This window comes from Shewanella sp. 30m-14, assembly GCF_052977125.1.
In genome coordinates, this window is sequence record NZ_JBRILW010000018.1 from 88,165 (window position 1) to 106,181 (window position 18,017).

Sequence of the window (18,017 nt, forward strand, 5' to 3'; positions counted from 1 at the left end):
ATTATTCTCCAGTCAATTCCATACTACTGTTGCGTTCCGTCCAGCAGCCAGATCCATCTGGTATTAATTCTATTATTTCGACAGTTTGTGGTGTTACTTTAGCTATTTGTCCATGATAAAGACCTAAATATTGCCCTACACCTAAACGGTAAACACTGCCATCTGTAGTCTCAAGTAGAGCCCAAATATCATCTTTCTCGCTTAACGTACCTCGCATTCTTAAGTTGTCTAATGCGTAGGTTTCTAATCGCCCTTTACGGCGCTTAAGATCCGGTTGTAAACAGTCCTTCGTCGTGTCGATGACTTCTTCAGTTAATTCCCTTGAAGGCGGCACGTATGGACTTCTCATTAAATCGGCTTGATAAGAAAAGTGCTCAAATTTTGGCGTTTCTTTCAAAGGCGGAATATGGGCAACATGTTGAGCTTTTGTCGTTGTCACAAACAGCTCAAGATCACTTTTATCTCCGACACAGCCTGCCAATAACACTGACACAATTAGAAGCGGTAACGGCTTTTTCATTTTGCAGCCCCCTTCTTACCCTTAGCGGGTAATTCTGCGCCCTCTTTAAAGCGGTAAGTCTTTGCCAGGATATCCATACCCAATTCGCCAGAGTCATTACGCTTAATCACAAAGTCATGCAAACTGACAATACGCGGCAACTTTGCCACTCCACTCACTAAATGACCTAGTTCATGATAGTCACCGCCAACCATGATTTTAATCGGAAATTCGATATAAAAATCGCGGGTGATTTCTGACTCCCAATCTAGACTCTTAATATTCAGCCCCGAATCTGTCGCTACAAATGTTATGTCGTCCAACAAGCCCGGCATTTCATTTTTTGAAGGCAACATTTTCAGCAGTTCAGCAAACTGTATTTCCATTATCGCCAGCTGTTCACGGTACAACTTTAGATTCGCCGCCAATTGGTACTTTGACTTAAAATCTGTTTTTAACTGTTGCTCTTTAACTTGTTCAGCATTGAGTGTATCTAGCGCGTCTGAAACAAATAGAAAATAGCCACCAATAAAAACACACACGGCTAAGAGTGCTGCAAATACAATTTTGACTAGCTGCGGCCAAGCACCGATGTTTTCAAAATCAATATCGTTAAACTGACTTAAGTCGAGGTTCATTTACTAGCCCCTTTCATTTCATCGCCATTGATTATGGTCACCCTCAATGTAAATCGCTGTAGCTGTCTCAGCTCTTCATTTTGCGCCACAATCGACTGCATATTAGGGTCTTGTAACCAAACTGACGCCGCGATCTTTCTCATCATATTGGCAACGTTATTGTTTGATTCGCTACGTCCTTCTATCCACAGCATGCTGCCTTTCTTTTCGATGCTAGAAAGATAAATTCCAGGGGGTACCACTCGCACTAGCTCATCTAAAACATGAGTCGGCAAGTTTCTCGATTGCTGCAGCCCTAGAATAATTTCAGTGCGTCGCTCAATATCTTTTTTACGAGTACGAATTTTAGTAATTTCGGCAATCTGTGACTCAAGAAGTTGGATCTCAGATTGAAGGTAGGCATTACGGCTTTTTTGATCATCGATAAACATATCGATCGTCATTAAAGACAGGTACACCACTAAACCAGAAACTAAGAAGACGAGCGCTAAAATCCCTGTGTAATCACGCTTCTGCTTCTCTCTTGCCTCTTCGCGCCAAGGTAATAAATTTATGTTCGCCATTCTGAATAGCTCCTTAGCGCTAATCCACAAGCCAACATATATTTACTAATTTGAGGCTGGAGGTGGCTCTTTATCGCCTCATCGGCATGTAAGCAGCCTTGGAATGGATCGGCAATAATAGTATGAATACCTAGCTCGTTAACCATTAGATTAGCCATACCTTCAAGTTTCGATGTTCCACCACACAAAACAATATGGTCAACTTTATCGCGACCACTGGACGTGCAGTAAATTTGTAAGGTTCTTTTTATTTGTTGTAGTAACTGAGTCTGGAATGGCGATAAAACTTCAAATACATAATTGCGTGGTAGATCACCCTCCAGCTTAGCCTTTTCAGCCTGCTCATAGGTCATGCCATAAAAAGATAAAATTGACTGGGTAAACTGCTCACCACCGAAGGCTTGCTCTCTTACAAATGTTGTTTCACCATGCTCTACAACTGAGAATGTCGTGATGTTGGCCCCGATATCCACCAGCGCGACCACTTTGTCGCTAACATCATCCGGTAGTTGGCCTGCGATCATGTCAAAAGAGCGCCCTAGCGCATACCCTTCAACATCAACCACTTTGGCTTCTAAATTTACCGCATCGAGCGAATCACTTAAGCTATCGATATTTTCGCTGCGACAGGCGCTTAATAGCACATCGACTTTAGTGGGATCGGTACGATTGGTACTTAGCGTTTCAAAATCAATATTCACTTCATCGAGCGAGTATGGAATGAGGTTGTCGGCTTCAATTTCAATTTGAGCCTCCATCTCTTCTTCACTTAATGCCGAATCCATATAAATAACTTTGGTCATAACTGCCGAGCCAGAAACAGCGACAGCAGCAAATTTTGTGGACTTGGGTAATACGCGTTTGATTTGCTTTAACGCGTCAACTACTGCTTCACTATCACGGATCTCATGATCATTAACAGCTCCCTTTTTTAAAGGAACGGCAGCATGACTTAATATTTTATACCCATCAGCAGTCTTACTCAGCAGAATCGCTTTGACTTCATGGGATCCCACATCTATCCCAACCATCTGCGGAGCCTGACGCTTCCAAAAATTAGAAAGCATAGTCCATAGTCACTTTTATAGTTATTGTATCCAAAGTAGATTAGCACAAAATCAACTCGTTATAGCTATTTGTACAAAATGTTTCGCCAATTTACAATTGCATTTTTTTTGACGCCAAACACTCACTTACAGGCAACCATAGTGTGCGCTCACCCGATTTAGGTTACATTTTCAACATAACTGCTACTTTATTCTTTATGATAGCGATATAAACTAGAAAAATACCCAACATCAGTCATAAAAACTGAGTCAATTGTTAATCATTATTTAAATAATATTTTTGAAGTAATAAGCTTTTCGACAAAATCTCTATAAAAAAATACACAGTAAAATAAGTCATCAAGAAAAAAGCTCAACCTAATCGGGAGACAAGACTTCACCATTTCGGCCACGGCTTATATACTATTGTTCTTATTTTAATTCTTGGAATATTGCGGTGAAGTGGTTAAAACGACTTTTTATAGCTTTCTTTAGCCTAGGTTTACTTGGCATCGCTGCAATTGTTGCAGCTTACTTTTACGTGTTGCCAGATCTGCCTGATGTTACAACGCTAAAGACCGTAAAACTGCAAACACCACTTCGTATTTATAGTAGTGACGGAAAACTGATCTCTCAGTTTGGTGAAAAACGCCGTATTCCACTCACACTAGATGAAGTACCTAAACCACTATTACAGGCGTTTATCGCCACCGAAGATGCCCGTTTTTACGAGCATAAAGGTATCGATCCTATTGGTATTTTACGTGCCGCTTCAGTGATGCTGACCACAGGTCAAAAAAAGCAAGGCGCAAGTACCATTACCATGCAGGTAGCACGTAACTTCTTTTTGACCCGTGATAAAACCATTATCCGTAAAGTAAAAGAAATCTTCATCTCGATCCATATCGAGCAGCTCCTCACCAAAGATGAAATTCTCGAGTTATACGTCAACCGCATTTATTTGGGGCAACGTGCCTATGGCGTAGGGGCCGCCGCTCAAGTTTATTATGGTAAAGAAGTTAGCGAACTGACTTTACCTGAAATGGCTGTGATTGCAGGCTTACCTAAAGCGCCTTCGACTCTTAACCCTATTACCTCTAAATCACGGGCTAAAGCACGTCGTAATGTCGTACTAATGCGAATGAATGAAGTTGGCTTCATCAATACCGCTGAATACCAAGCCGCGCTAGATAGCCCAATTACCGCAAAATATCACGGTGCAGTGATCGATCTATATGCCCCTTATATTTCTGAAATGGCTCGCGATTACTTAGTTGCAAAGTATGGTGAGGAAGAGGCATATACCGGTGGTTATGATATCTACACCACGGTCGATTCTAAGTTACAGCTCGATGCTCAAAGAGCGCTGCGTAATAACGTCTACTCGTATGATGAACGTCACGGCTATCGCGGCCGAGTCAAAGAACTATGGACTGCGACTCCATTAGAGCCTGAAGAGATCACCGCAAAGCTTAAACAAACTGGTGCATTCCAAGGTATGTTCCCTGCCGCCGTGTTGTCAGTTAATGAACAAACAGCCACTGCTATGAATGCTAAAGGTGAAACGATTGAGCTACCTTGGGATGGTATTAAATGGGCACGTAAGTTCATCACTAACAAGCGTCAAGCTAAGGCACCTAAATTGGCATCCGATGTTTTAAAGCCGGGTGAGCAAATTTGGATCCGCAACAATGGTAATTTCTGGCAATTAACTCAAGTTCCATTAGTGGCAAGTGCCCTCGTATCTTTGGATCCACACGATGGTGCAATTCGTACCTTAGTGGGTGGCTTTAGCTTCTACACAAGCCAATATAACCGTGTGACTCAGGCTAAGCGCCAGTTAGGTTCTAATATTAAGCCGTTTATTTACAGTGCAGCACTCGAAAAAGGTTACACCCTTGCAACCCTGATAAATAACGCGCCAATTAATAAACCTGATACTAGACAAGGTACGGCTTGGCGCCCTAAAAACTCACCCGATGTTTATGGTGGCCCAACTCGCCTGCGCGTTGGTTTAGCGCAATCGATTAACGTTATGTCAGTTAGAGCCATGCGTTATGCAGGTCTTGATGCCACGATTGCAGAATTAGTAAAATTTGGTTTTGATCCAGCCGATTTACCACGCAACGAATCTATCGCCTTGGGTTCACCATCGGTAACGCCACTGCAAGTCGTTACAGCATTCTCAGTATTTGCCAATGGTGGCTTTTTAGTTGAGCCATACTTTATTGAGCGAGTAGAAACCGCTAATGGTGACATTGTAGAGCAAGCCAACCCGACTTTAGCCTGTAAGCCTCCAATTGCAGAGCAAGCGATTGCAGTGGATCCATTCGCTGCGATGGCCAATGAGCTTCAAGCAAGCACTGCACCACTACAACATCAGTCTGCTAGCGATGAGGCGCCGCAATGTGGCGGTCCAGGCTCTCGATATGCACCGCAAATTATTTCGGAGCAAACGGCCTTCTTAGTCACTGAAGCACTTAAGAGTGTAATTTGGGGCGGTGGTGATTGGAGTAAAGGTACCGGCTGGAACGGTACTGCATGGCGTGCAGCAAGAGTCGTCAAGCGCCGAGATATTGCAGGCAAGACGGGGACAACTAACGAATCTCGCGACACTTGGTTTAGTGGATTCAATCCAAAGCTAGCTACCACAGTTTGGGTAGGGTTCGATGACCATAGCCAGGAGCTCGGTCGTACAAGCTGGAATGCTAACGGTGCTAAAGATCAAATATCGCTAGCGGAAGCTGGCGCCAAAACCGCAGGTCCGGGCTGGAATGAGTTTATGAAGGATGCACTCACAGGCACACCAGAAGTGCCAATGTCGCCTCCAGAAGGAATCGTTTCAGCAAGAATTGACTTAGCTACAGGTAAGCTGACTCGAAAAACTGACTATACCAGTAAGTTTGAGTACTTTATTGCCGGCACTGAGCCAACTGAGTATGTAACGGATCAAGAAGATAATAGCGATATCTTTATCGACAAGTCTGAAGAGGACTTGTTCCAATAACCGTCATTACTCGCCAGAGTATCGGATAAGTTCTCAGATAGCTTATCAGATACAAAAATGCGGTCATTGTGTTAACAATGACCGCATTTTTTATACTCGCTAGCTTTTTAAATCGCTATTTAGTTTGCTTTGCGGCGAGTGCACTCTTTACCTGTGGTAAAGAAGTCCCGCCCAAGGCCTCACGTTTTGCTAAGCAAGACTCAATAGTGAGGCAATCATATACATCTGCATCAATCACACCGCTAAATGCTTGCAGCTCTTCTAAGGTTAAGTCCTCTAACGGCGTTTGTTTCGCAATCGCACTGACAACCGCTTCACCAACTACATGGTGCGCCTCTCTAAAAGGCATACCTTTGGCAACAAGATAATCTGCAAGCTCCGTCGAGTTAGCATAACCCTGCTTAGCAGCATTGAGTGTTTTATCACGATTTACTGTTAAACCACTTAATACTAATGCCGCCATTTCGAGACAAATTGACCAGCTATCCATCACATCAAATAGACCTTCTTTGTCCTCCTGCATATCTTTGTTGTACGCTAGTGGCAGCGCCTTCATGGTGGTTAAAATACCCATTAAACTACCGTATACGCGACCGGTTTTACCTCTGATTAACTCAAGCGCATCAGGGTTTTTCTTCTGCGGCATGAGGGAAGAGCCTGAAGTCACCTCATCATCGAGATCGATAAACCCAGCTTCGCCACTATTAAAGAAAATTAAGTCTTCAGCCATACGGCTTAGGTGCATCATGCTAATAGAGGCATCGCTGCAGATCTCAATCACATGATCTCTGTCCGATACCGTGTCTAAGCTATTTAGCGTTGGTGTTGCAAAGCCCAGTGATTGCGCGAGCTTAACTCTATCCATAGGGTAAGCGGTACCGGCTAATGCTCCGGTTCCTAACGGGCATGTATCCGCGCGCTTTAATGCATCTTGTAATCGGCTAATATCACGCTCAAACATCTCGACATAAGCAAGACACCAATGTCCAAATACCACTGGCTGCGCTCTTTGAAGGTGAGTATAGCCAGGCATAACCGCATCGAGCTCACGCTCAGCAAGTTCAATCAGCGCCGATCTTAAATTAGCCAGTAAAATTAATAAATGCTCGCCCTCTTTCTTACACCAAAGCTTAAGATCTGTGGCCACCTGATCGTTACGAGAACGACCCGTATGTAATTTTTTACCTAAATCTCCAACCTTTGCGATCAGTGATTGCTCGACAAAACTATGAATATCTTCAGCGCCAGACATAATTATCAATTGAGGATTATCAATCGTTTCCGCAAGCAGCTCATTCAATGCTTGTTGCAACTCTGCGCACTCCAGCTCAGTAAGAATACCCACCTGAGTGATTGCGCCAGCCCAAGCAATCGAGCCAACAATATCTTGCTCAATGAGGCGAAAGTCCACAGGTAATGAGTCGTTAAAAAGTTTAAACAGTGCGCTGCTCTCTTGGCTAAATCTGCCACCCCATAATGCCATTTTGACTTCCTCTCTAATGCCAGGTGAGATGACTCCACCTATATATCTTTATGTTTATACAGCGCTAACTCAACAATGTTAGCGCTCACTAACTTTAACTGATGAATAACCTACTTTTGGCTATGCAATGCTCTAATCCGGCTTGAAAGCGAATACAAACGGATAAAGCCTTCGGCATCTTTTTGGTTGTAAACATCATCGGCACCAAATGTCGCAAACTCTTCTGAGTACAAACTATTCGGTGAACGCTTTTTAACAACGCTGGCTTGACCCTTATAAAGCTTAACCACCACTTCACCATTGACTAAATCGGCTAGTGGCTTGGATGCGCCAAGCAGTGACTCGCATAATGGGGTAAACCAACGACCGTCATAAACAAGGTGCGCCATCTGTGCGCCAACCTGCTCGCGCCATTCACGACTCGTTTTATCAAGCACTAACTCTTCGATCGCACGCAGTGCTGCAAACATCACTGTGCCACCTGGGGTTTCGTAGCAACCACGAGACTTCATACCAACGAGTCTGTTCTCGGTAATGTCGATTCTGCCAACACCGTGAGCACCTGCAACTTCATTCAACACCATCAGTGCGTTATAAGGTGATAAAGCCTCACCATTGACCTTGGTTACCTTACCTTGCTCAAGCTCGATTGCCACATACTCAGGTTGATTTGGCGCATCTTCTGGTGCAACGGTCATGGTCCATACGCCTTTTGATGGCTCGTTCCACGGATCTTCTAACTCACCACCTTCATGAGAAATATGCCAAGCATTAGCATCACGGCTATAGATCTTAGTGGCAGATGCTGACGTGGCAATATTACGCTCTGCGAGGTAATCAAGCAGGTCTTCACGGCTCACCATTTCCCACTCACGCCAAGGCGCAATTACGGTTAAATCTGGTGCTAATGCAGCAAAGCAACCTTCGAAACGTACCTGATCATTACCTTTACCCGTACAGCCATGGCATACCGCATCTGCGCCCACTTTACGTGCGATTTCAACCTGCGCCTTTGCAATAATCGGTCTCGCCATTGACGTACCTAAAAGGTAGGTTCCTTCGTAAATCGCCCCAGTTGCGATAGTCGGGTAGATATAATCGGCCACCAGCTCTTCTTTTAAGTCAACGATGTAACACTCAGATGCACCTGAAGCGATAGCTTTTTCATACAAGCCTTCTAGCTCTGCATCGCCTTGACCTACATCGGCACAGAAGGCGACGATTTCGCAATCGTTATAGGTTTCTTTTAACCAAGGAATGATTGCAGAAGTATCTAGGCCGCCTGAATACGCTAAAACAACTTTTTTAACACCTGCATGCTTACTTACTGCTGAATTTACATTAGACATCATATTTTCCTACTAGCTGTTTTTTTATGTCGATCCGCTAATGCAGATTGATAGTTGTTTTTATGAAATTAATTAGCTTAAAAGCGTTACAAGCACTGCGTTTTGCGCATGCATTCTGTTTTCGGCTTGGTGCAAAATAAGTGAGCCTTCGCCATCAACAACCTCAGCGGTAACTTCAACTTCGCGGTACGCTGGTAAACAATGCATAAAGTGTTTAGCACCTGCCTTTTGCATTAACTGTGCATTAACTTGGTAAGGCTTAAACTTGGCCTCAATTTCCTCCATTGATGCAGAGTCGCCCATAGAGATCCAAGTGTCGGTGTAGATCGCATTATGGTCTTCGATCGCAGCAATGTCTGAGCTCAAAGTCAGTTTGCCGCCATGCTTAGCAGCCAGCTCTTGCGCCTCACACACAACTTTTCCGTCTGGAAAATGGCCTGGAGGACAAATCACGGTTAACTGAGCCCCTAAGATGGCTGCACCAAACATCAATGAATGGGTCACGTTATTACCGTCACCAACATAAGCTAGCTTCACCTTGCTTACATCATCATATTGTTCAGCCAAAGTTAGAAAGTCTGCTAGACCTTGGCAAGGATGGTAAAGATCAGATAACGCGTTAACCACCGGCACTGTGCCATGCTCAGCAAGTTCTTCAATTGTCGAGTGTAAGAAAGTCCTGGCAACAATGGCATCTGCCCAACAAGAAATATTGGCCGCAAAATCTGATACAGGTTCACGCTTACCTAGCGCGCCATTTTGCTGATCTAAATATAAACAATGACCACCCAATTTATTGATACCGATATCAAAGCTCACTCGAGTTCTCAGCGATGGTTTTTCAAATAGCATCACCACACTTTTTCCTTCTAGAGCATGTTTGTATTCAGCAGGGTTACGCTTAATATTTTTCGCCAAAGCCAGTAAGTCGAGTAACTGCTGCTGGCTTAAATCTTTTATCGATAGTAAATGTTGCATAAGATGGCTCTCCTATTACTGAATTTGTGGCTGGATCTGTGTGCCAACTGTCTCGCCTTTGCTTAACGCGATTAATTGCTTTGCATGACGCCAAGAAGCAATCTGTACGGTTTGCCCCATGGACTCTGCAACATCTAATGCAGCTTCCACCTTGACCCTCATTCCTTTCTCGATAACACCGATCTTGGTCAGCTCATTGACTTGCTCTCTATTCAAACTCGTAATTAACTGGCCCTTACCATCAAGCACACCTGAAACATCTGATAGTAAAACCAATGAACCTGAAACCAACTTAGCTAGGGCCGTTGCCGCCTGATCGGCATTAACATTTAGCATCTTGCCTTCTTCACTAATTGCGATGGAGCTCACAATTGGCATCCAACCTTTTGATAAAACAAATTCAAGATAACTAGCATCTTTGGGCTCAACCTCACCGACTAACCCTAACTGCGGATCTTTAATTGTTGCCGTCATCATTCCAGCATCCGCAAGGCTCATACCTAAACTGGTTACACCCGCTTTAATTGCTGCCGCTTGCAATATTTTGTTTGAAGTCCCCGCCAATGCCCCCACTACAATAGGAATATGCTCTTGCGGGGTGACTCTTAAACCATCAAGCTTTTCCGATGTAAAACTATTCGCTTTTAGCTGTTCATCAACTAAACAGCCACCGCCATGCACCATAATCAGAGGCTGGTCATTAGCGATTATGCTTGCTGCAGCTTGCATTAACCGCTCCATTCCCATCTCACACTGTAACAATGCGCCACCAACCTTGAGCACCATAACGGGCTTAGCTTGCGTCGTTGTAAAATTAGTCATGTTCACCTCCATTCTCCCAACTCATGCTGTTACTGACGCATCAAAATGAATCTTTATGCACTGAAGCGCTTGACTTGCGGCCCCTTTCATTAAGTTATCAATAGCGCTAGCGATAACCAAATAACCATTCTGTTCATCGAACTTCCAACCTAGATGACAATTGGGTGTTTGCACCACATCATCCACCTTAGGGAATTGATTTTGTTTTACCGTGACAAGCTCGGCAGAGTCATAATATTGATACGCTGTTTCAATATCGCTAACTGAAGTGCCCGCAACTAATTGCACCGTGATGGTTGCAAGAATACCGCGTTTAAAATTACCAAGATGGGGAGTAAAGATAACCTCTTGCCCTAATTGAGTGGCAATCTCTGGCTGGTGCCTGTGACCAAGTACCCCATAAGGGGTCAAGCTTACCTCGCAAAAGCTGGTATGCAGTTGAGCTTTTCTGCCGGCCCCGGTCACACCACTAACGGCATTAATTACGGGTAAAACATCGGTCAGCAAATGCGCAATAGGTTTAAGTGCTGTTAGCGATGCTGTTGGATAACAACCTGGTACAGCAATCATCTTACTACTGGCTATCTGCTCTGCATTCCACTCGGCTAAACCATAAACAGCATTAGCAAGTACATCAGGATATTCATGAGTAAAACCATACCACTTAGGATATTGTGCTATATCGGAAAACCGATATGCACCGCTTAAATCAAATACCGCTAATCCTTGCTGATAAAACCAAGCAGCTAAGTGCAAACTTACCGCATGGTCAGTCGCTAGTACGACGGCATCAGCTGTCGCAACGATAGTTTGTTTAGCACCCTCCGTGAGCGGATTTAAGCTCAGTGATATATGACTGTAAGCCGGATAAAGCTCAGACAGAGGCTTGCCCTTGTCGAGGCTGTTTTCAGATACATAAAGACCTTGAACCGACAATGTCGATTCGGCATTTATAAGAGAGGTGATCTGTGCGCCCGTGTAACCACTAGCGCCAATAATGGCTATATTTTTCATAGTCTATGACTTTAAAACCTTAATCTTGAATTTAGATGACAAAACGGAAAAAAGAATGGGCACAACTTAAGCCCTGGCTGAACACCATTAATGACAAGATTATCGTCGCAGGAAGTGGGTATGATTAACCTTAATTACTATTAATTTAACCAGATTGAACATATATACTCTCATTAAACAGATCATCGAAGTGTGGTAGTTGTCTTAGCTGTTTGATAGACTAACACGCAAAATTAATTATGCAATATATTTGAATATATATTTAGGTATTTTTTAATGAAAGCACTTCCAGAGATTAAAAGTAGTTTTAGCCAACTGATTGCAACACCCTCTATTAGTGCACTCGAAGCTGAGCACGACATGAGCAATAAAGCTGTCATAGAACTATTGCATACTTGGTTTAGCGATTTAGGGATGCAGTGCCAGTCTGTACCTGTGACAGATACTCGTGACAAATACAATCTAGTCGCATCGTTTGGTCAAGGCCAGGGAGGGTTATTGCTGGCAGGGCATACAGATACCGTCCCTTTTGATGAAGGGCGCTGGAGCCAGGACCCATTTTCATTAGTAGAAAAAGATAATCGTTGGTATGGCCTTGGGACCTGTGACATGAAAGGCTTTTTTGCTTTAGTGCTAGAGGCACTAAAAGAGCTACCAATGGATAAGTTTAAGCGTCCATTGCATATCTTAGCCAGTGCCGACGAAGAAACGACCATGAACGGCGCGAAGGCATTTGCAGCAGCGAAATCAATTTCGCCTGATTATGCCATTATCGGTGAGCCCACCAGCCTAAAGCCGGTGTATATGCATAAAGGGCATTTTACCCAAGGTATACGAGTGACTGGTCGCAGTGGTCACTCTTCAGATCCAGCAAAAGGACTTAATGCTATCGAGGTCATGCACTTGGTTACAGGACAACTCCTCAAGCTAAAACAGCACTTAGCCGATAATTATCGAGAAGATGCCTTTAGTGTGCCCTATCCAACCATGAATTTTGGACATATCCATGGCGGGGACGCGGCCAATAGGATCTGTGGCTGCTGCGATCTACATATTGACCTTCGACCCATCCCCAGTCTCGCACTAGCCGATTTAGAGTTAATGGTTGCCAACTATCTTGAACCAGTGTGCAATCATTATCCTGGCTGTATCAGCGTTGCGCCTTTATACCCAGGTTCAGAGGCGTTTGCAGATAAAAAAGATGGCAGCTGGACCCAGTTGGTAGCACAACTCAGTGAAAGCCAGCCAGAAGTGGTTAACTATGCCACCGAAGCGCCGTATATCAGTACGCTAGGTTGCCAAACCTTAGTACTCGGCCCCGGTAGTATTGAGCAAGCTCATCAACCTGATGAGTTTTTAGATCTTTCGTATATCGAACGTACAAAAGATCTATTAAAAAAGCTTATTTATCACGCATGTATAAAGTAATTACTATTATCCATCCACTTTACCGCTCAAAGTATAGTCAGTACTTACATGGGCATACCTAAAAAGTGATGTACAACACATTCAAGCACGATATTTTAATCTGGATCATTGCCTAGCACAGCGCTGCTAGGTATTGTGATCGATTAGCTTACCGATATGGAGCACGTATGGTAGACATGTATGCCTCGCTAAGGTCTAACGTTGGAACCTTAGGGCAGATTTTAGGTGACACAATCCGCACCGATCTAGATGATGCTTTCTTAGATAAAATTGAACAAATCCGTCATCTAGCAAAAAGCTCTCGCCAAGGCGATGATGCCGCTCGTGAAGAGATGCTGACTTTACTGTCTTCTTTAAACGACGACGAACTCGTTCCTTTTGCTAAAGCTTTTAACCAATTTTTAAATCTGGCGAATATCGCAGAACAGTTCCATACCATCAGTCGTAATTGTGACGAATTAGTCTGTGTTCCAGACCCCGTTGAACAGTTGCTAGGACGTATGCTCGGCGGTAAAATCGACCAAGATAAGGTGCTAGCCTGCTTAAAGACACTGGATATTGATCTGGTGCTGACTGCGCATCCGACAGAAATCTCTCGCCGCACTCTCATTCAGAAATATTCTGCAGTGGTTGATTCATTAGCTGCACTAGAAAATACCCAGTTAACAGAGCAAGAAAAAAAGCAGCACCACCTGCGTTTGCGTCAACTGATTGCGCAGATCTGGCACACTAATGAAATCCGTAACGAACGACCAACACCTGTCGATGAAGCACGTTGGGGCTTAAGCACTATTGAAGCTTCTTTATGGCAAGCCATTCCAGATTTTCTTAGGCAGCTTAATCAGCAAGTTGAAGAGCGCACGAATACCCAACTCCCAATCGATATTGCACCGGTAAGGTTCTCTAGCTGGATGGGCGGCGACCGCGATGGCAATCCATTTGTCACCTCGACCGTCACTCAAGAGGTACTCGACCGAAACCGCCATACCGCTGCGCGTTTATACCTAAAAGACGTTGTGTTACTGGTAAACGAGTTATCGATGGAAGGTGCAAACCAAGCGTTGCAGGCTTACACCAATAACAGCAGCGAACCATATAGAGATGTGCTGAGAACACTTCGTCACAAGCTCAGAAACACCATTGATTATTTAAATGGCAGACTTGAAGGCCATCACCCTGATGTAGAACCAAACGACATCATTTGGCACGAAAGCGATCTAAAAGATCCTTTAATGATGCTATACCAAAGTCTTTGTGATCAAGGTATGAGCCTAATCGCTAACGGTTTACTGCTCGATATGCTGCGTCGTATCGCCTGTTTTGGCATTCATATGCTAAGGCTCGATGTGCGCCAGGATGCACAACGCCATGCAGACGTGATTGCCGAATTAACGCGCTACCTAGGTATGGGCGACTATGCTCATTGGGACGAAAAAGAGAAGCAGTCTTTCTTGTTACGTGAGCTCACTAACAAACGACCTTTAATCCCGGCAAACTGGAATGCATCTCCAGAAGTTGAAGAAGTCTTAAAGACTTGCAGACTGGTCGCAACTCAGCCAGCCAGAGCTATGGGCTCCTATGTTATCTCTATGGCTAGCCAGCCATCAGATGTTTTAGCTGTTCAGCTTCTTCTTAAAGAAACTGGCTGCCCGCATCCAATACGCGTCGTGCCACTATTTGAAACCTTAGATGACTTAAATAATGCCTCTAGCTGTATGTCGGCGTTGTTTAGCATCGATTGGTACCGAGGTTACACTAAGGGTATTCAAGAGGTGATGATTGGCTATTCCGACTCGGCTAAAGATGCTGGTGTCATGGCTGCGGCTTGGGCACAGTACACCGCACAAGAAAAACTCGTCGCCATTAGCCAAGAAGCCAATATCAAACTCACATTATTCCATGGTCGTGGCGGCACTATTGGCCGTGGCGGCGGACCAGCACATGAAGCGATTCTATCACAACCGCCAGGGTCTGTAGACGGTCGCATCAGAGTCACAGAACAAGGTGAGATGATCCGCTTTAAGTTTGGTTTACCTAAACTTGCCGTACAGAGTCTTGCGCTATACACCTCTGCGGTAATGGAGGCGACATTGCTTCCACCACCAGAGCCTAAGCCGGAGTGGCGCCAGTGTATGCAGCAACTCGCTGACGAGTCTGTCCTAGCTTATCGTGCAATTGTACGTGAAGAGCCAGATTTTGTGTCTTACTTCCGTGCGGCGACCCCTGAGGTCGAGTTGGGTAAACTACCATTAGGTAGTCGTCCAGCTAAACGTCGAATTGATGGCGGCATCGAAAGCTTACGTGCAATCCCTTGGATCTTCGCTTGGTCGCAAAACCGTTTAATGCTACCTGCTTGGTTAGGCGCAGGAGAAGCACTAAAGGCAGCATCAGAGCGAGGTGACTTACCACTCTTGCAAGAGATGGAAAAGCACTGGCCATTCTTCAAGACTCGGATCTCTATGTTAGAAATGGTCTACGCAAAAGCCGAACCTAATTTGTCTAAGTTTTACGAGACAAGCTTAGTGCCAAAAGAGTTGCACCATCTTGGTGTACAATTAAGGCAGCGACTAGCTACAGGCATTGAAGCCGTACTTGAGTTAACACAAGCCGAAAGCTTAATGGCACACACACCATGGAACCGCGAGTCAGTTGAGCTAAGAAACCCATACATCGATCCATTAAACTTCTTACAAGCAGAACTGCTTGCAAGAACTCGTAGAGAGGAACAATCATCTCAGAATGTTGAACTAGCCTTAATGTTAACTATTGCGGGCGTAGCAGCAGGGATGAGAAATACAGGTTAATGAAGTTATTAAAACTAGCGTTAGCGGGCGCGGCACTGCTATTGACCGGCTGTGTCAGTCAATACAACATCACAGAAAAAGAACTCGAGGGTTATCTCAGTGATGAAATGCACTTTGAGATAAAACAGGGGAATCAGATCTTTGGTATCGATCTGCGTGTGAATGACATTAACGTCACCCTAGGTGATAAGCCCAACACTATGGGTGTATCTGCGGCGACAATCGTTAACGTCCGTAACCCAATGATGCCTATCAGCGCAAAACTGGTGACACAGTTTGAAGCAGAGCCGTGGTATGACGCAAGTAATCACAGTGTTTACTTGCGTAATCTACAGTTAGTCAAAGTGGAATCAAAACCGAAGGATATCGAAAAAGCAATAGGCTCATTCGCTCCGCAATTAATGGGGTTTTTAACGCAGTTTCTAGAAACTCAGCCAGTGTATGTATTAGATACTAAAGAGTCTAACCAAGCTCTGATTGCCGATATGACACAAAGAATAGAAGTCAAACCCGGTAAACTTGTACTCGTATTTGACGAGTAATAGCGTGTTAATTGAAAGCAAAAAAGCAGTATCATTTGATACTGCTTTTTTATTATTTTATAAAGATCACTTTTTAAACCGACCAATCGAGCCATAATCAACAATAACCGCCTCGCCTAGTAATTCACGTCTTAACATATCAAACGCAACAGCAGTGCTTAAGCTGCGAACTAAATCCCTAGAACGTCGTGGTAGTTTAATCATCTGACTATAAACTCCGCCTTTTGTAGCCAATGCAATGGCTACTGTGCCAACAGGTTTATCATCCGTACCTCCCGTTGGCCCAGCGATACCACTCGTCGCCAACGCAAAGTCACTATCTAGTATGGCTCTAACTCCTTTCGCCATTTCCTCTACTGTAGCGATGGAAACTGCACCGTGATCATCTAAGGTCTCAGGTTTAACACCCAATACTTTAACTTTAGATTCATTGCAGTAAGTCACTAAGCCTTGATGCAAATAGGATGAGCTACCTGAAAAACTAATTAGCTGGCTGGCGATCATACCGCCAGTACATGATTCAGCTACACTTAAACTTTGGCCAGAGTTTAACAATAGAGCATGGATCTCTTCCGCCAAACTCATTTTCTCATCAGCCACAATGGCATTACCAAGTAAAAAACGAATTTGTGCTTCAGCTTTATTAAGTTGATCGATTGCAGCAATACCACGGGCAAAGAGTTTAACCTCGATGTGCGGCATTGAAGATCGATAGCCTATAGTCATCCCTTCTGGCAGTTTTATTTTCTCTAAAGTATCCGCGAGCGATGACTCACCTTGACCAAGGGTCAGGTACTTTCTTAATGCTACATCGCCACTAATCTCAAAGTGCTGCTTAACAAAAGGAATAAATTGCTCATGAACCATCTGTTTAAATTCAAATGGCACGCCAGGAGTAAAGAATAGCCAAGCTCTATTAAACTTAACCGCAAAGCCACAAGCTGTACCAACTGGGTTGTCTATCATAATGGCTGATTCAGGCAGTAAAGCTTGCTTAAGATTACTCTCGGCCATCACACGACCACTGCGAGTAAACCAATCTTCAAGACGTTGACGCCAAATACGATTCTCGACTAAAGACTCGCCCATTGCTAAAGCCATCGCTTGAGTGGAGAGATCGTCACTAGTCGGCCCAAGCCCACCATTAACTAAAATAATATCAGCATGTTGACTACGCTCTGTAAATACTGAAACAAGATCTTCTAGCCGATCACCTACCGTAACTCTACGTTGACATTCAATCCCTTGCTCCATCATCGTACTAGCAAACCAAGCGGCATTAGTATCAACGATTTGACCCGCTAATACCTCTTCACCTGTACAGATCATTTCCAGTTTCATTCGATAGTCCTTTAGGTATCCTATAGCTTGAGCCCTAAAACAGAGCCCTTAGCAACATCATTGCAGCTAAACTATGAGAGCTGAGGAGTAATAGCAATAATCAATTGTGATTATTTGCAATTTCGCTCTCTGCGAGTTTTATGTTAACTGTGGAATGATAGAAAAGTAGCAGTCGTTACCTGAAAGCAAATATCAAACTTGCCGAGCCGTAGTCGATTTAGTGAATGGTTAGTTTGCGTGAGCTATATGGATACAGTTTCTGGCTAAGCACAGCGACGGGCGACCGTCATGGATGGCGGAAGTGTCGATTATGCAGGAGCAATAATCTACTCGACGTTGGGAGTCGTTCTTTTCGCGCAGCGTATATACGAAAAAAGCCCGTTGCGTTAGCAACGGGCTTTATCGCTTCTCTTTCGAGAATAATTAGGCGCCTGGAAATGACCTACTCTCACATGGGGAGACCCCACACTACCATCGGCGATATTGCGTTTCACTTCTGAGTT

At 44.2% G+C, this 18,017-nt stretch carries 14 protein-coding genes and 1 rRNA gene; 4 read left to right on the top strand and 11 right to left on the bottom strand.

Features of this window, described 5'->3' with window-relative positions; all coding sequences use genetic code 11:
• Nucleotide 1: 1 nt before the first annotated feature.
• Genes ACVBIU_RS14085 through ACVBIU_RS14100 form a run of 4 tightly spaced genes read right to left on the bottom strand, consistent with a single transcriptional unit; the run spans nucleotide 2 to nucleotide 2,767 of the window.
• Nucleotides 2-520, bottom strand: a complete 519-nt coding sequence (locus ACVBIU_RS14085; protein WP_447161843.1) for a pilus assembly protein PilP — start codon at nucleotides 518-520, stop codon at nucleotides 2-4.
• Nucleotides 517-1,137, bottom strand: a complete 621-nt coding sequence (locus ACVBIU_RS14090) for a type 4a pilus biogenesis protein PilO (protein ID WP_447161844.1) — start codon at nucleotides 1,135-1,137, stop codon at nucleotides 517-519. The genes ACVBIU_RS14085 and ACVBIU_RS14090 overlap by 4 nt, the downstream gene beginning before the upstream one ends.
• Entirely contained in the window at nucleotides 1,134-1,700 is a 567-nt protein-coding gene (locus ACVBIU_RS14095) for a PilN domain-containing protein (RefSeq protein WP_447161845.1), read from the bottom strand. The genes ACVBIU_RS14090 and ACVBIU_RS14095 overlap by 4 nt, the downstream gene beginning before the upstream one ends.
• Nucleotides 1,688-2,767: a pilus assembly protein PilM gene (locus ACVBIU_RS14100; protein ID WP_447161846.1), complete on the bottom strand. Its 1,080-nt coding sequence runs from the start codon at nucleotides 2,765-2,767 to the stop codon at nucleotides 1,688-1,690. Before ACVBIU_RS14100 ends, ACVBIU_RS14095 begins: the two co-directional genes overlap by 13 nt.
• A gap of 436 nt (nucleotides 2,768-3,203) precedes the next feature.
• Between ACVBIU_RS14100 and ACVBIU_RS14105 the strand changes: the two genes are divergently transcribed.
• Nucleotides 3,204-5,753 (top strand): penicillin-binding protein 1A, encoded by a 2,550-nt coding sequence (locus tag ACVBIU_RS14105; RefSeq protein ID WP_447164044.1) that lies wholly within the window; start codon nucleotides 3,204-3,206, stop codon nucleotides 5,751-5,753.
• Nucleotides 5,754-5,868: 115 nt separating this feature from the next.
• Here the strand turns inward: ACVBIU_RS14105 and argH are convergent, their stop codons facing one another.
• The 5 genes from argH to argC all read right to left on the bottom strand — a co-directional run bounded on the left by argH (nucleotide 5,869) and on the right by argC (nucleotide 11,399).
• Nucleotides 5,869-7,236, bottom strand: coding sequence for an argininosuccinate lyase (gene argH / locus ACVBIU_RS14110; RefSeq protein WP_447164045.1), 1,368 nt, complete (start codon nucleotides 7,234-7,236; stop codon nucleotides 5,869-5,871).
• Between the two features lie 110 nt (nucleotides 7,237-7,346).
• Nucleotides 7,347-8,585 (bottom strand): argininosuccinate synthase, encoded by a 1,239-nt coding sequence (locus ACVBIU_RS14115; RefSeq protein WP_447164046.1) that lies wholly within the window; start codon nucleotides 8,583-8,585, stop codon nucleotides 7,347-7,349.
• A 72-nt stretch (nucleotides 8,586-8,657) separates the two neighbouring features.
• Nucleotides 8,658-9,563, bottom strand: coding sequence for an ornithine carbamoyltransferase (locus tag ACVBIU_RS14120; RefSeq protein WP_447161850.1), 906 nt, complete (start codon nucleotides 9,561-9,563; stop codon nucleotides 8,658-8,660).
• Nucleotides 9,564-9,578: 15 nt separating this feature from the next.
• A complete protein-coding gene (gene argB / locus ACVBIU_RS14125; protein WP_447164047.1) occupies nucleotides 9,579-10,385 on the bottom strand; it encodes an acetylglutamate kinase in 807 nt (268 codons plus the stop codon).
• A 21-nt stretch (nucleotides 10,386-10,406) separates the two neighbouring features.
• Nucleotides 10,407-11,399 carry an N-acetyl-gamma-glutamyl-phosphate reductase gene (argC, locus tag ACVBIU_RS14130; protein ID WP_447164048.1) on the bottom strand — a complete coding sequence of 331 codons (993 nt, stop codon included), beginning with the start codon at nucleotides 11,397-11,399 and terminating at the stop codon, nucleotides 10,407-10,409.
• A gap of 276 nt (nucleotides 11,400-11,675) precedes the next feature.
• Between argC and argE the strand changes: the two genes are divergently transcribed.
• The 3 genes from argE to ACVBIU_RS14145 all read left to right on the top strand — a co-directional run bounded on the left by argE (nucleotide 11,676) and on the right by ACVBIU_RS14145 (nucleotide 16,173).
• Complete coding sequence (gene argE, locus ACVBIU_RS14135) at nucleotides 11,676-12,827, top strand: acetylornithine deacetylase (protein WP_447161853.1); 1,152 nt, start codon at nucleotides 11,676-11,678, stop codon at nucleotides 12,825-12,827.
• A 167-nt stretch (nucleotides 12,828-12,994) separates the two neighbouring features.
• Entirely contained in the window at nucleotides 12,995-15,631 is a 2,637-nt protein-coding gene (gene ppc / locus ACVBIU_RS14140; protein WP_447161854.1) for a phosphoenolpyruvate carboxylase, read from the top strand.
• The gene (locus tag ACVBIU_RS14145) at nucleotides 15,631-16,173 is read left to right on the top strand and encodes a DUF1439 domain-containing protein (protein WP_447161855.1); all 543 of its coding nucleotides are present in this window, start codon (nucleotides 15,631-15,633) and stop codon (nucleotides 16,171-16,173) included. Before ppc ends, ACVBIU_RS14145 begins: the two co-directional genes overlap by 1 nt.
• 66 nt (nucleotides 16,174-16,239) lie before the next feature.
• On the opposite strand, the gene ACVBIU_RS14150 is transcribed toward ACVBIU_RS14145, so the two are convergent.
• Complete coding sequence (locus tag ACVBIU_RS14150; protein ID WP_447164049.1) at nucleotides 16,240-17,514, bottom strand: CinA family nicotinamide mononucleotide deamidase-related protein; 1,275 nt, start codon at nucleotides 17,512-17,514, stop codon at nucleotides 16,240-16,242.
• 429 nt (nucleotides 17,515-17,943) lie between these two features.
• Nucleotides 17,944-18,017: ribosomal RNA gene (rrf, locus tag ACVBIU_RS14155) — 5S ribosomal RNA — on the bottom strand; the annotation flags it as partial.

Coding starts and splice junctions, on each gene's coding strand:
- ACVBIU_RS14085 (WP_447161843.1), bottom strand. CDS start 520: ATGAAAAAGCCGTTACCGCTTCTAATTGTGTCAGTGTTATTGGCAGGC.
- ACVBIU_RS14090 (WP_447161844.1), bottom strand. CDS start 1,137: ATGAACCTCGACTTAAGTCAGTTTAACGATATTGATTTTGAAAACATC.
- ACVBIU_RS14095 (WP_447161845.1), bottom strand. CDS start 1,700: ATGGCGAACATAAATTTATTACCTTGGCGCGAAGAGGCAAGAGAGAAG.
- ACVBIU_RS14100 (WP_447161846.1), bottom strand. CDS start 2,767: ATGCTTTCTAATTTTTGGAAGCGTCAGGCTCCGCAGATGGTTGGGATA.
- argH (WP_447164045.1), bottom strand. CDS start 7,236: ATGGCATTATGGGGTGGCAGATTTAGCCAAGAGAGCAGCGCACTGTTT.
- ACVBIU_RS14115 (WP_447164046.1), bottom strand. CDS start 8,585: ATGTCTAATGTAAATTCAGCAGTAAGTAAGCATGCAGGTGTTAAAAAA.
- ACVBIU_RS14120 (WP_447161850.1), bottom strand. CDS start 9,563: ATGCAACATTTACTATCGATAAAAGATTTAAGCCAGCAGCAGTTACTC.
- argB (WP_447164047.1), bottom strand. CDS start 10,385: ATGACTAATTTTACAACGACGCAAGCTAAGCCCGTTATGGTGCTCAAG.
- argC (WP_447164048.1), bottom strand. CDS start 11,399: ATGAAAAATATAGCCATTATTGGCGCTAGTGGTTACACGGGCGCACAG.
- argE (WP_447161853.1), top strand. CDS start 11,676: ATGAAAGCACTTCCAGAGATTAAAAGTAGTTTTAGCCAACTGATTGCA.
- ppc (WP_447161854.1), top strand. CDS start 12,995: ATGGTAGACATGTATGCCTCGCTAAGGTCTAACGTTGGAACCTTAGGG.
- ACVBIU_RS14145 (WP_447161855.1), top strand. CDS start 15,631: ATGAAGTTATTAAAACTAGCGTTAGCGGGCGCGGCACTGCTATTGACC.
- ACVBIU_RS14150 (WP_447164049.1), bottom strand. CDS start 17,514: ATGAAACTGGAAATGATCTGTACAGGTGAAGAGGTATTAGCGGGTCAA.